Source organism: Rhodococcus sp. SJ-3, from assembly GCF_051918125.1.
Classification (GTDB): domain Bacteria; phylum Actinomycetota; class Actinomycetes; order Mycobacteriales; family Mycobacteriaceae; genus Rhodococcus.
Genome location: NZ_CM123306.1, coordinates 963,581 through 976,397, shown reverse-complemented (window position 1 = coordinate 976,397; position 12,817 = coordinate 963,581). Strand labels below are relative to the sequence as shown.

The window sequence follows — 12,817 nt, the reverse complement described above, 5'->3', positions numbered from 1 at the left end:
AACGCAGCGGAACCTCCTACGGCTGGCCCAGCAGGAGGGCTGTCAACCTACGTTCGGGCTGCTCTCGCTTCGCAGTTCTTCATCCACAGGCAATCGATTCATCCACAGATGTGTTCCGGCACGGGGCATTCGCGGTACCCGGCTCTATCGGTACGCGACGCTGTTCGCATGGGATATGTGCCACTCATCCGACGCAGCGACGCCCTCGCGCTCGGCTACACCCCGGGAGAGATACGCGGCTTCGTCTCGAGTGGACGGTGGGTGCGGTTGACTGCCGGGGTCTTCCTTCCCCGCCAGGACTACGACGCCGCCGACGAATACGGCCGCCATGCATTTCATGCACGTGCCGTGGTGCAGATGGCAGCACCGGACGCCGCCCTCAGCCACGTATCGGCTGCAGTGCTGCACGGGTTGCGTCCTTGGCGCATCTCGCTCGCCGCCGTTCACCTGACCCGTGACCGGGCGAGTGGAAGCAGGACTTCTGACAGGCGCGTGATGCACGTGGCAAGGGTGGATGAGCGTGAGGTGAGGGAGAGCCACGGCGTACGGGTTCTGGCCGTGTCGCGCAGCATCCTCGATCTTGCGGCGTCGGAGCCGCTGGAGCATGTGGTGGCGCTCGGCGACCAGGCCTTGCGTCAGGGACTCACGGAGATCGGCGAACTGGAGCGTGAGGTCGGAAAGATGGGAAGTCGTTCTGGCCGTCCTCGCATGTTGCGGGCAGTGCGTCTTATGAGCGACCGAAGCGACAGCGTGGGTGAGTCGCGCAGTCGTGTGTTGATGATCGGTGAACAATTGCCGATACCCCTGGAACAAGTCGACGTGTTCGACGCGACCGGTCGTTGGTTGGCTCGCGTCGACTTCCTGCTCCCGGACCACGGCGTGATCGGTGAGTTCGACGGGCGGATCAAGTACCGACGCGACGGCGTGGCCACAACTGACGCCGAGGATGTCGTCTATCGAGAAAAGTTGCGCGAGGACCGACTCCGTCACGCAGGCTGGGTCGTGGTGCGGTGGACATGGGGCGACGTCGAAACGCCCGGTGCGGTCGCGGCGAAGATTCGCGGGGCGATCGCGTTGGCGCAGCGGGGGAGCGGGCCGACGGGAACGTTCAAGGTCCGAAGGCTCACAACACAGAAGTGAGGCTCGCAACGCCGATGGTTGACCACCAGCGTTGCGAGCCTCACTTCTTGGTTGCTTACCTACTTACGGCCGGGTGGCTTGGGTCCACCCTTGATCTGCAGTCCGCCGGGCTTCGCCTTCGGCGGAGCCGGTGCCTCCGATACGGGCTTCGCCTCGGGCTCGGCGGAGGGCTCAGGCGCAGCCTCCGGAGCAGGAGCCGACTCCGTCGCCGGTGCTGCTGCCGGTGCGGCCTTCTTCGGGCCGGGGCCCTTGAGCCCGCTCTTGAGCTGCAATCCACCGGGCTTCGCCTTCGGGATCGCGGTCTCCTTCGGCGCTTCGGCAGGAGCCTCTGAAACCGCAGCTTCAGGAGCAGCCTCGGGTGCAGGCGCTGCCGCCGGAGCAGCTGCCTTCTTGGCGCCGGGGCCCTTGAGCCCGCTCTTGAGCTGCAGACCACCGGGCTTGGCGGTCGGAGGTGCCGACTCGGTGGCAGGTGCAGACGCCTCGGCAGGCTCAGCTGCAGGCGCGGCTGCTGCGGGCGCAGCTGCCTTCTTGGCGCCCGGTCCCTTGAGTCCACCCTTCATCTGCAGTCCGCCGGGCTTGGCCTTCGGGACGGCAGGGGCTTCGGCCGACGCAGACTCGGCAGCGGGAGCAGCAGCGGCAGGTGCTGCCGGAGCAGCGGCCGTCTTCTTGGCGCCGGGGCCCTTGAGTCCACCCTTCATCTGCAAGCCGCCGGGCTTGGCCTTCGGAGCCTCAGCGGCTTCGGCAGGAGCAGCGGCGGCAGGCGCCGCGGCCTTCTTGGCGCCGGGGCCCTTGAGTCCGCCCTTCATCTGCAGACCGCCGGCCTTCGGTGCGCCCGTCGTCTTGGGCGCCGCGGGGGTCGCCGCAGCTTCCACGACTTCTTCGACGCGCTCTTCCTCGACGGCTTCGGCGACGGCCTCGGCCTCGACCGGGGTCTTCGGCTCCTGGATCACCTTCAGGTTCTCCGTGAGCTTGTCCGCCTCGATGCGTGAGATCGACTCGAGCATCAGCTGCGCGACGTCGACGACCTCGACACCCTCGCCCTTGCCCTCTTCCTGACGCGCGGTGACACCGTCCGTGAGCATCACGCGGCAGAACGGGCAGCCGGTTGCGATCTTCTTGGGATCGGTGCTCAGTGCTTCGTCGACACGGTCGACGTTGATGCGCTTACCGATCCGCTCTTCCATCCACATGCGGGCACCGCCGGCGCCACAGCACATCGACCGCTCACCGTGGCGAGGCATCTCGACGAGTTTTGCGCCCGACGCCGCCATGAGCTCACGTGGAGCGTTGTACACCTTGTTGTGACGACCGAGGAAGCACGGGTCGTGGTAGGTGACGTCCTCGCTGACAGGCGCGACCTGGACCAGCTTCTTCGCCCGCACCAGGCGGTTGAGCAGCTGAGTGTGGTGGACGACCTCGTAGTTGCCACCGACCTCGGGGTACTCGTTGTTCAGCGCGTTGAAGCAGTGAGCGCAGGTCACGACGATCTTGCGCTTACTCGGCTCGACACCCTCGAACACGCCGTCGAGGACCTCGATGTTCTGCTGCGCGAGCTGCTGGAACAGGAACTCGTTACCCGCACGGCGAGCCGAGTCGCCGGTGCAGGTCTCGTCTGCGCCGAGGACCATGAACTTGGTTCCCGCGGTGGCGAGCAGTTCGGCGACGGCCTTCGTCGTCTTCTTGGCGCGGTCCTCGTAGGCGCCGGCGCAGCCGACCCAGAAGAGGTACTCGTAGCCGTCGAAGCTGTCGGCGTCCTGACCGAAGACCGGGATCTCGAAGTCCATCTCGTTGATCCAGTTGAGACGGTCCTTGGAATTCTGACCCCAGGGGTTGCCCTTGTTCTCGAGGTTCTTGAACAGACCTGCGAGCTCGGACGGGAAGTCCGATTCGATGAGCACCTGGTAGCGACGCATGTCGATGATGTGGTCGATGTGCTCGATATCCACGGGGCACTGCTCGACGCACGCGCCACAGTTCGTGCAGCTCCACAACGTCTCGGTGTCGATGACGGGGGCGAGTTCGCCGGCCTCGACGAGCTCGGCCGATTCGCCGACGAGCTTGCGGCCCGCTTCGGCGCGCGCCGCTTCGGGGATCTTTGCGAGTGCAGCTTCGTTGACATTGCCTTCGCTGTCGACGAGACCGACCTCGTCGCCGCCCATGTCCGTGCGGCCACCGGCCAGCAGGTACGGGGCCTTGGCGTTGCCGTGGTCGCGCAGCGACATGATGAGCAGCTTCGGCGACAGCGGCTTACCGGTGTTCCAGGCGGGGCACTGCGACTGGCAGCGGCCACATTCGGTGCAGGTGCTGAAGTCCAGCCAGCCCTTCCACGAGAAGTCCTCGATGCGTCCGGCGCCTAGCGTGTCGGTGTCGGGGTCGACGTTCTCCATGGTGAGGGCCTTGCCCTTGCTCATCATGGGCTTCGCGGCACCGAGGGCCACGCCGCCGTCGTCCTCACGCTTGAAGTAGATGTTGAAGAACGCGGCGAAACGGTGCCACGCAACGCCCCACGTGATGTTGCGGCCGACGATGTAGAGCCACACCATGCCGGACATCAACTTGATGAACGCGAAGACCGACACCATTTCGGGGCTTGCAGGCAGAAGCTTCGCAAGATTCATCGTGAAGAAGTCGGTCGACATGTGGCCACCGCCGTAGGTGGCGATCTTGCCTGCCTTCACGAAGATCATGCCGAGGCCCTCGATGAGGACGACCGCTTCGACGAAGTAAGCGGCCTTGAAATCCGAGCCGCTGAACCGGGACATCCGTCCGGGCTGACGCGGATGGTTCAACTGGCGGATGATGATCAACACGACGATGCCGATCACTGTGCCGAGGCCGAGCACCTCGTCCATGAAGTGGTAGACGGCGGTGTTGCCGATGATCGGCCAGTGGAACTCGGGGTTGAACGTCTGGCCGTAGGCCTCGAACCAAACGATTGCGCCGAGCATGAAGCCGACCATGACCAGCCAGTGCGCCCAGCCGACGGTACGGAACTTGGTCATCTTCGTGTGCGCGATGAACTCGACGAGCATCTGCTTGAAACGCGGGAAGAACGGACGCCAGCGATCCGGGGCCGGTTGGCCGATCCGGATCGCGCTGACCATCTTCCACGCACCGCTGATGAACGCGAACCAACACACGAGGCTGAGCAGCACGCCGATCGTGCCCAACGTGATCGTCAGGGCATTCATACGTGGCCTTTCGTGTCGGGGGCGGACAGCCCGCCTGGTATAAGCCTCCGCATCGTAACGCACGCTAAGTTACCCGCTGGTAACTAGAGCGAGTCTACTCGTGAGTAACTAGGCGTTGCGGTGCTGAGAGCCTGTGCGGCAGTCACCGTATAGACGAGTAATTCGTCAAAATGAGCCAGGCTGCCCTTACCGCGCCACGCTCGATATACGGCGCGGGAACGCTTCAGGGCACGATTCGGCATCTATCAGGCGTTACCGGGATAACAAATTGTCATGGCGTCGGTTATGATTTCGATCCGGACGTGACTTTCGGACAAAAAGAACGAACGTCGGGGGTTCGAAAGTCTCACGCTTACAGGGAAAATTGGGGGCGTCCTCGGGGCGTGCGCCATGTCACAGAACGGAAACACATGAAGCTCAGGAAGCTTGCCGCCGTAGCGACGATGACCATCGCCGCTATGGGAATCACGGCCGGAACCTCCTACGCGGCCCCGGCGGCCCAGGGTGAAGACAAGATCAACTACGAGGTGCGCGGCGAGGACGACTCGGTCGTGACCGTTATCGACGCCGGCGCCTTCCAGGTCTCGGGCGACGGCACGAGTGTTGAGCTCAAGGATGACGACGGCAACACGGTCATGAGCCTGCCGCTCGCTATTCAGCTCGGTGATCTGCAGCTGCCCTTCGAGCGTGAGATCAGCGAGGACGGCAAGACTCTCACCCTGACCCCGACCACTGATCTGACGCAGGCAACCCCGGTTGCTCCCGAGGACAAGGTCGCTACGGGTATTACGCCGGTTGCGCTCAAGGTGACGGACGTTGCATCGCCCGAGGAGAACCTCAAGGCTCAGCAGAACTTCGTCTCGCAGCTCGGTGTCGCCACCGCAATCGGTACTGTTGCAGGCGCGATTATCGGTTGCATTGTGGGTGCGATCCCGGGCTCGATTGTTCCCGGTGCTGGCACCATCCTGGGTTGCGGCGCAGGTGCTGCGACCGGTGGCACGATCGGAGCGTTCGTGACCGGCGGACCGGCCGCAGTTATTGCGGGAATCGGACTGGTGCAGGATCTCACGGCAGCTCCTGGCACCACACAGTGGGCTAACTGACAGCTAGCTTTACACTTCGGCCCCGCTACCCGGAATGGGTGGTGGGGCCGAAGTCATTGCTGAAGGGACGTCAACTCAGAACAAGCGCCGCAATCAGATTCCACCAGAACTGAGGGCTCCCCGTCAGCACCTCAACGCTTCCCGTGAGTGATCCGAACATTTACGCGTCCTCCCTATGATCCGCCGCCGATGCGGGAACATCCCCATCGTTCGTTTTGCGGCCGAACGAGATTTCCGAGCGTAACCCGGTTCGATCTTGATGCCGCGTCGACACTCCGCACCCGTCACCCCGACGTCCCGGCCCCACCCGCATCCCCGTCTGGCCGAGCGAATATGCAGGCGGAAAGCGGCGTCAGAAAACATCGGTGCCCGCCTTCCGTGTGGAAGGCGGGCACTGATGCTTACGCGGTTACGTGAGGGACTAGCTGGTGCGGAGCGTCAGTCCCGGGTTCTCGGCGAGGATCGAGTTGATCGGCGTCGCGAACAGTTCGGGGGTTTCTCCCAGCAGACCGCTGACGATGGTCGCGATCTCGCACATGCCGTACTGGCCGACGTTCGAGGCGCTCGAGATACCCATGGCGAGGGTGCCGGTGACGAGGGTGCCGCCGCTGTCGCCCTGGAGTGCGCACAGGTTCGTCGAGAAGCCGTTCTGCAGGATGCGATGGCCGATCTCGACGTTCTGGCTCGTCGCGGTCACGAGGCCGCAGCTGTAGCCGGTACGCAGACCGGACTTGCAGACGGGTGTGCCGACGATCGGGTCGGCGGTGCCGGTGATCGGCAGGGGAGCCGCACCGGGCACGCGGACGCCGTTGTTCTCGAACCGGCCTTCTGCCTCTCCGGTCGGGCGGATGATCGCGTAATCGCTGTCGTCCAGGCTGGTCTTCTCGAACTTGCCGAGGTGCTGACCGAGCGCCTCACCGTTGAGCTGGTACACATCGGACGCCCACTGGGTGCCTGCCTGAGCACGGTTGGGATCGCAGTGACCCGCGGTGATGTTGACGGGACCGCGGCGGTCCTCAGCGTTGAAACCGAGCGAGCAACGCAGGCCCGTTCCCTGTCCGAGCGAGGCGTACGCGTCGCCGCCGAGCAGCGCGTCGGGTGCGGCCGTGCCTGCCACGGGATGCAGGTCTGCGGCAGGCTGCGGGGTGAGGTCGGCCGGAGCGAACAGCACCCGCACACCCGAGAGGAACTCAGGCAGTTCCAGCCCGGCGACGTTCTCGGCGCGCACGATGACGTCGTTGTTGATGACGTCGATGGCAACACCGCGAACCACATCGGCGATGGCAGGCGGCTGCGTTTCGAGCCAGTCGTTGAGGGCCTTCAGTTCGTCGTTGAGGGCGTTCTCGCTGTCTTCGGTGCGCTGCACGGCGAACCCGGCGTCCTCGGCGGAGGTGCGCGCCTCATCGAACTGCTCGCCGTCTGCGAGCCCGACGGTGGGCGTGCCGTGGTCGTCGAGCCACACACCGGCGAACACGGCCGCGAACTGCTCGCGTGCCGTCTCTGCGAACCGTGCGAGGTCCTGGCTGCGCGCGGCGTCCTGCAGGAATCGCTCAGGGCTGATCTGAAGATCTCGATCCAACGCTTCGACGAGTTCGGCGGGCAGGTCCGCGGTCTGAGCGGGAGCCGGGTCGGCCTGGGCTACCAGCGCAGCAGGTCCGATGAACAGTGCAGCAGCCGAGCCGAGGACGGCCGCCCGACGTGCGAAGGAGCGTCGCATGGATACCTTTCTCAGTGACCTCCACGCGTGACGTGGAGAGGCCGATCGGAGCGGATCGGCGACACGATTCTATGGGCTGAGGGCGGCAACCGGCGCGGATCGCCGGTTGCCAGTGTGTCGCATGTGACTTGTGTGATTATTCGGGCGCGGATGCTGTGCGCACCCGAGTTCCGGTGGCGTCCGTGATGTCGCCAACCGCAATCCCGAGGCTCGACGTCCCACCCGTGGTGGCGAGCACGAGGTTGGCCTCGACGCAGTCGGGGGCGCCTGCACTGTTCGAGCCCGAGATCACGCCGAGCGCCAGGGTGCCCGTGACGATCGCGCCGCCGCTGTCGCCCGAAAGGGTGCATGCGGTGGTCGCGAAGCCGCGAACAGTGCTGGCGGTGCCGTTGGCGTACACGAGCTGGGTTTCGACATGGTCGGCGGCAACCACACCGCACGTGAACGACGACGACTGCCCGGACTTGCACACGGGAGCGCCCACCACGGGACGCGCGGTTCCGGTGACCGTCAGTGTCGAACCATTTCCACCACGTACCGTCGGGCGGTCGAGACCTGCGTCGACGCCCGCATCGTTGAGCGAGATGATGCCGTAGTCGAGGGTGCTCTCGGTGCCCGCCGTCGAGTCTGTGAACGAACCGATCTGCACGCTTTCGTCGATGTTCCCGCGGTTGGGCAAGTACACCGTGGACCCGCCGTCTTCACGGGCCACCGCGTCGCAGTGACCTGCCGTGATGTTGACGGCATCGCCGTTCGCGTCGACACCGTTGAACCCGAACGAGCAGATGCCGATGCGCTCGAGCGGTGTGTCGCGCACGTCGCCATCGGCGGTGACGTAGGTGTCGCCGCCGAGCGGAGCCGGATCGTTGGGCGGCATGCCGGGCGACAGCTGCACCTGGATGTTCGCGATGAGTGAGGGCAGGTTGAGGGCTCGGCCGAGAGGGGAGTTGACGACGTCGACGACGATCTGGTTGTTCAGCACATCGATGGAGGTGTTGTTGATCTGCGACGACACCTCACGCGGCAGTGCAGCGACCCACCGGTTGAGTTCTTCGAGGGCCCGCTCGAGGCCATCGGCCGAGATGGGTGCGACCGTGGCGTGGTAGCCGTCCTGCTCGGCCTGGCGCGCTGCGTCCCGGTTGGTGACGGCGACGACGGGGTTGCCGTCGGCATTCATCCATGCGCCTGCGAAGTCGGAGGGTCGTTCAGCGCGGAAGTCGCGCGCGTAGGTGTTCAGCTCCTGGGCGCGGGCTGCGCGCTCGAGGTACTGCTCAGGTGTGAGCCCGAGATCTCGCTGCACGGCCTCGACGAGTTCCGCCGGAAGTTCGGGCGTCTGGTCCGCGGGAGCGGCGTTCGCGGTTGCGGTCAGCGGTCCGATCAGCAGCACCGCTGACGCCGCAACCGTTGCGGCACGACGGATGGTGGTACGGACTGCGGCGCGCGACGCCGACGAGTGACGCATGAAGGCCCTTCGTAGTTGGTCGATCTTGTACGTGAACAGCTGTTTTGTGAACTTCGTCGTTGGGTCCGAACGGCCCTGGGACAGCGTACGGCACCGGGTATTGATCTTGAAAGGGTCGAAGGGCCGATTCGCCTATATCTGCGGGGACGCTGTGGTAGTTGTGGCCTCTCCGGAGGGTGCTGCCGTCGTCTCGGTCGGCTCGGGTTGCTCGGTCGGCTCGGGGGAAGGCTCGGTGGGGGTCGTCGGCTCCGGGGAGGATTGTGACGGCGTACTGGTGCTACCACCGGAGCTTCCCCCCGACCCGATGCTCGGCTCGTTCGGCGGATTGCGACGCGACCATCCCGTGCTGCTGCTCGTCGGCGCAGTGGTCGTCGACGTCTTCTCTTCCGCGGACGACGAAGGACCGGCGTTCGAGCCTCCGGTCTCGTCCGGCGTCTGCGGGATGTTCGTGGCCACATATCCGGGCGCTGTGTACTCGACCTGTCCGGCTTCCGCGGTCGTCGAGGTTGCGGTGGTCGGCGAGGGCGTGGGCGTCGCCGACGTCGATCGCGGCTGGGGCTGTGTGCCCGTCGGGACGATCGCGCTCGGCACGGTCGAGGTCGGAGGGTTCGCGTTTGCAGTGGACGTGTCGCGCAGCGTGAAGACGAGGACGCCGACGCCGACTATCAATGCGACTGCAGCGGCCGCGGCCCAGACCCCGAACTTCGACTTCTTCTCGGGATCATCGATGTCGGCTTCCGAACCTGCCGCATCGGTGGACTTGACGGGAGTCACCCGGGTGGGCGACCCCGCGCTCGCGACGCCGGCGCTTCTGCCTGCGTCTGCGGGTGTGGCAGCGGGGGGAGCGGTGGGCGTGATCTTGGCGATCACCGCGGTGGTCTCGGGATCCAGGTCGGCGCGCTTCGGGCCGCTCGGGCGAGTGGCAGGAAGCACCTGTGTGGATCCGAGGAGATCCACCGACCCTGCGGCAGCAGCGAGTGCCGCACCGCGAACCATCGTCTGGTGAGGATCGGGTGCAAGCGCACAGCGCACGCCGAGACCGGCCTTGATGGACTGAGTGACGATCTGCGCGGCGCTCGTATCGACCGTTTCGTCGAGGGTCACGACGATCGCATCGAGATTGGTCACGAGCCAGCCGAACGCTCCGAGTGCAGTCGACAACTGTGCGGAGACCGACGGGGCATCGCCTTCGGCGAAACGGAAGGCCTTACCCGCGACGACACCGGAACGGACGAGCGTGACGGTCGAACCGTGAGGGTCGATGTGGTAGACCGCGACGAGCCTTCCCGTCTGGTGCGCCACCTGCGACTCGAACCACGCGGCGGCGGCCTCGGCGTCGGAGATCAAGGACACGTGACGCAGGCCCACATAGTCGAGGGCGTTGCGGAGCAGCGCGACGGTCGAGGGCGGCCAGTCGGTGGGGTGGGAAGCCACGACAGTGTAGTTCGCATCGCCGATCATCGTCCCGGCGTCGGCGATGAGGCATTCCATTGCCGTTGCGACGAGGTCTTCGGCACGGGACAGGGCGCCGTCGTTGGCCCGGACCCCATTGGAGCGACCCAGCCGGTCGACGAAGTCGGTGAACGAACTGGTGTTGCCATCGGCGACATGGTGTTCGCCTAGCGTGGCGGTGCCGTCGGAGTGCAGATGCACCGCGGTGCGCCGCTCGATGGGGTCCGGGTCCGGCCGTCCGGGAGAGGGGGAAGTAACGGCGACCGACGACACGGTGGTGCCGACCCTCAGGCCTACGCCTACGGACATGCCGAAGTTCCCCCATTCTGGTAGGTCGTGTCACGTCGTCGAACATCGACGCCGTAGCCCATTGCGCGGAGCATGGACAGTAGCTCGGAGCGGCTTCCGGCGCCGAGGCGGCGACGGATCCGGGCGACATGATGTTCCACGGTCTTCGCGGAAATGTACAGGCGATTCCCTACCTCGCGGTAGGTGAGGCCCGAAACTACGAGGTCGGCAACCTCTGCCTCGCGATCCGACAACGGTCCGCAGGCCGGCCGGTCGCTCGATGTGTCCTTTTCCGAGGCCGCGTCGGGAGCAGAATCGGGTGGTGACGGCGTCGCACCGGAGGTTTGCCGGACGGTGCGCGCGAGTTGCAGGAGCGCCGTCGCTGTCGAGGTGTCGGATGCCCGGAGCGCGCCTTCGCTCGCGAGCCGTGCGCCGTCCCACGGCAGCCCGATCGTGGCCAGCGCTTGCGCGGCGTCTCGTATCCGTGTGGCGTCGACGTCCCCCTTGAGCACGGTGAGCCATGCGTGTCCGGCGCGGGCGAGCGCTGCTGCATAAGAAGAGGACTCCGCGGCGGTGGCAAGGGCTCGTGCATGGGGGACGAGGTCGGCGGGGTGGTCGGCCGTGATCGCGGCCTGGACCCCGTACCAGTGCAGAGCAGCGCCCCACAGCGGGGGCTCGCCGAGTGCGGCGAGCAGATCGTGCGCCTGCGTCACCAAGTGCGCGATCCGGTCTGAATCTCCGGCGCGCACCCCTGCAAGCCACAACTCGCCGAGTGGTAGCAGGCCGAACAGGTCGACGGAGTATCCGGCGACCACCTCCTGAGCAGCAGCCCATTCGGTGAGCAACGAACCGAGGTCGCCCGTACGGCGCGCGAGTCCGACGCGCAGTCCATGCAGGAACAGTCGGTCGCGTGCGCGTACGACTTCCGGTGACACTGCTGCCACCTCGGCCGCCGCGGCAGCCATGTCTCCTCCCAGTAGTGACGCCCACGCTGTGAGAAGCCGGTGACGCACGCTGGAGTGGTGGGCGAGGACGGTCCGGGCATGGGACAGTTCGCCCGCGTGCAGACACAACAGCGCGGTGACCGCCTCGATACTGTCGGGTTGCATGCGCCCCGGCTGTGCGCCCCGGGTGGCGAGGGCGCGGGTGAGACGGTTCATCGCGATCCGTCCGTCGCCGCCCACCGATTCGCGGAGCCCCGCCTCGAACAGTTGCGCGGCCGCTGCCGACGATGTGGGCGCACCCGGCTCGGCGGAACGTAGCAGGGCGGCCGCGTCGGGGCGCCCGGCCGCGAGGAGGACTGCCGCGCCGATCGGTGCGTCGGGGCCCGCCCGGCCGGGGCCGAGCCATTCGTACAGATCGGCACTGCGACCGAGCATGCCCTGCTGCGCGGCGGCGGTCGCGGCGATGCGGACCGCGGTGCGCACGTCGGCGACGGGCCGTGACGCCGCGTCTTCGAGGATGCGGTCGGTCAGTCGTTCGGCGGTCGCGAGATCGCCGGCGGCGATCGCGGCCTCGGCACGCCTGCTGGCGAGGGTGTCTGCGTCCGCGCCGGTCTCGACCGCGGTATCGAGCAGCATTGCAGCGACGGCGGAATCTGCCGAATCCGATTGCGCGACCAGATATTCGGAAAGTCCCGGTTCGGTGATGCCGGTGGCGGCCAGTCGCACGGCGAGATCGAGGGTGAGCGCGCCCTCGTGTGCGCGTACCGCAAGCAGAGCCCGGGCCAGTGCGCGTACTGCGTGAGCTCCCAGCAGCGCGGCGGGCACCCCGGCAGCGCCGGGAAGGAGGGCGTCACCGAGGAGAAGACCGCTGGCATGTGCCGCGTCGATGGTGTCGCGCGCCTGCTGGGGGCCGGCCCCGAGGACGGCGGCGAGTTCGGTGGCGTCGAGTGCAATTCCGAGGTCGGCGAGCGCGAGCACTGAGGCGAGTGCCCGGTCGGCCGCAACACGTTCACGGACCCGGGCTGCGACCGCCTGCCGCGGATCGGCGCCTGAGAGTAACGCCGACAATGCCGCCTCGGCGAGGTCGGGTACGCCACCGGTGAGACGGTGCACCGCCTGGATGGTCTCGGGCGACCGGCTCTGGCCGAGTGCGGAGGCGCGACCGGCGATCTCACGAGGAGTCCACGGTCGAAGTTCGACGAGTGCCGAACGGGCACTGAACGCCGAAGCCAGCGCACGCAGATCGAGGCGGTGCGCCCGCGGTTCGGTCGCGACGACGAGCGCGTGAGTGCCGCTCCGCGCGAGGAGGGCGAGGTCTTCGACGACGTCAACGGTCAGCGTGTGGGCGTCATCGACGATCCGCGCGGGTCCGGCAATATCGGTGTCGCGCAGGGCGGCGAGTATCTCGGACTTGCCGGTCCCCGCCCCACCGACGAGCAACAGCAGCGGCGGTTCGGCTGCGAGCGCACGCGTGACCGCGCGCGGCACGGGGCGCGGACGCCCGAGAAGAGACGACATCG

Annotated in this window: 7 protein-coding genes; 2 read left to right on the top strand and 5 right to left on the bottom strand. The window is 66.6% G+C overall.

The features are described 5' to 3' along the window. The first annotated feature begins 168 nt into the window (after positions 1-168). Positions 169-1,140, top strand: a complete 972-nt coding sequence (locus tag ACTDXD_RS04420) for a hypothetical protein (protein WP_440125968.1) — start codon at positions 169-171, stop codon at positions 1,138-1,140. A 59-nt stretch (positions 1,141-1,199) separates the two neighbouring features. Here ACTDXD_RS04420 and ACTDXD_RS04415 read toward each other — a convergent pair whose 3' ends face one another. Beyond that, entirely contained in the window at positions 1,200-4,331 is a 3,132-nt protein-coding gene (locus ACTDXD_RS04415) for a (Fe-S)-binding protein (protein ID WP_440125967.1), read from the bottom strand. A gap of 410 nt (positions 4,332-4,741) precedes the next feature. On the opposite strand from ACTDXD_RS04415, the gene ACTDXD_RS04410 reads away from it, so the two are divergent. Beyond that, entirely contained in the window at positions 4,742-5,434 is a 693-nt protein-coding gene (locus ACTDXD_RS04410; protein WP_440125966.1) for an ammonium transporter, read from the top strand. Between the two features lie 421 nt (positions 5,435-5,855). On the opposite strand, the gene ACTDXD_RS04405 is transcribed toward ACTDXD_RS04410, so the two are convergent. From ACTDXD_RS04405 to ACTDXD_RS04390, 4 genes are all read right to left on the bottom strand, one after another. After that, the gene (locus ACTDXD_RS04405) at positions 5,856-7,151 is read right to left on the bottom strand and encodes a S1 family peptidase (RefSeq protein ID WP_440125965.1); all 1,296 of its coding nucleotides are present in this window, start codon (positions 7,149-7,151) and stop codon (positions 5,856-5,858) included. 136 nt (positions 7,152-7,287) lie between these two features. Beyond that, the gene (locus tag ACTDXD_RS04400; protein WP_440125964.1) at positions 7,288-8,613 is read right to left on the bottom strand and encodes a S1 family peptidase; all 1,326 of its coding nucleotides are present in this window, start codon (positions 8,611-8,613) and stop codon (positions 7,288-7,290) included. A 132-nt stretch (positions 8,614-8,745) separates the two neighbouring features. Next, positions 8,746-10,374, bottom strand: a complete 1,629-nt coding sequence (locus ACTDXD_RS04395) for a hypothetical protein (protein WP_440125963.1) — start codon at positions 10,372-10,374, stop codon at positions 8,746-8,748. Further along, positions 10,365-12,815, bottom strand: a complete 2,451-nt coding sequence (locus ACTDXD_RS04390; RefSeq protein WP_440125962.1) for a LuxR C-terminal-related transcriptional regulator — start codon at positions 12,813-12,815, stop codon at positions 10,365-10,367. Before ACTDXD_RS04390 ends, ACTDXD_RS04395 begins: the two co-directional genes overlap by 10 nt. Positions 12,816-12,817 lie beyond the last annotated feature (2 nt).

Excerpts from the sequence above, each read along its gene's own strand:
- ACTDXD_RS04415 (WP_440125967.1), bottom strand. The coding sequence starts at position 4,331 with ATGAATGCCCTGACGATCACGTTGGGCACGATCGGCGTGCTGCTCAGC.
- ACTDXD_RS04410 (WP_440125966.1), top strand. The coding sequence starts at position 4,742 with ATGAAGCTCAGGAAGCTTGCCGCCGTAGCGACGATGACCATCGCCGCT.
- ACTDXD_RS04420 (WP_440125968.1), top strand. The coding sequence starts at position 169 with ATGGGATATGTGCCACTCATCCGACGCAGCGACGCCCTCGCGCTCGGC.
- ACTDXD_RS04400 (WP_440125964.1), bottom strand. The coding sequence starts at position 8,613 with ATGCGTCACTCGTCGGCGTCGCGCGCCGCAGTCCGTACCACCATCCGT.
- ACTDXD_RS04395 (WP_440125963.1), bottom strand. The coding sequence starts at position 10,374 with ATGTCCGTAGGCGTAGGCCTGAGGGTCGGCACCACCGTGTCGTCGGTC.
- ACTDXD_RS04390 (WP_440125962.1), bottom strand. The coding sequence starts at position 12,815 with ATGTCGTCTCTTCTCGGGCGTCCGCGCCCCGTGCCGCGCGCGGTCACG.
- ACTDXD_RS04405 (WP_440125965.1), bottom strand. The coding sequence starts at position 7,151 with ATGCGACGCTCCTTCGCACGTCGGGCGGCCGTCCTCGGCTCGGCTGCT.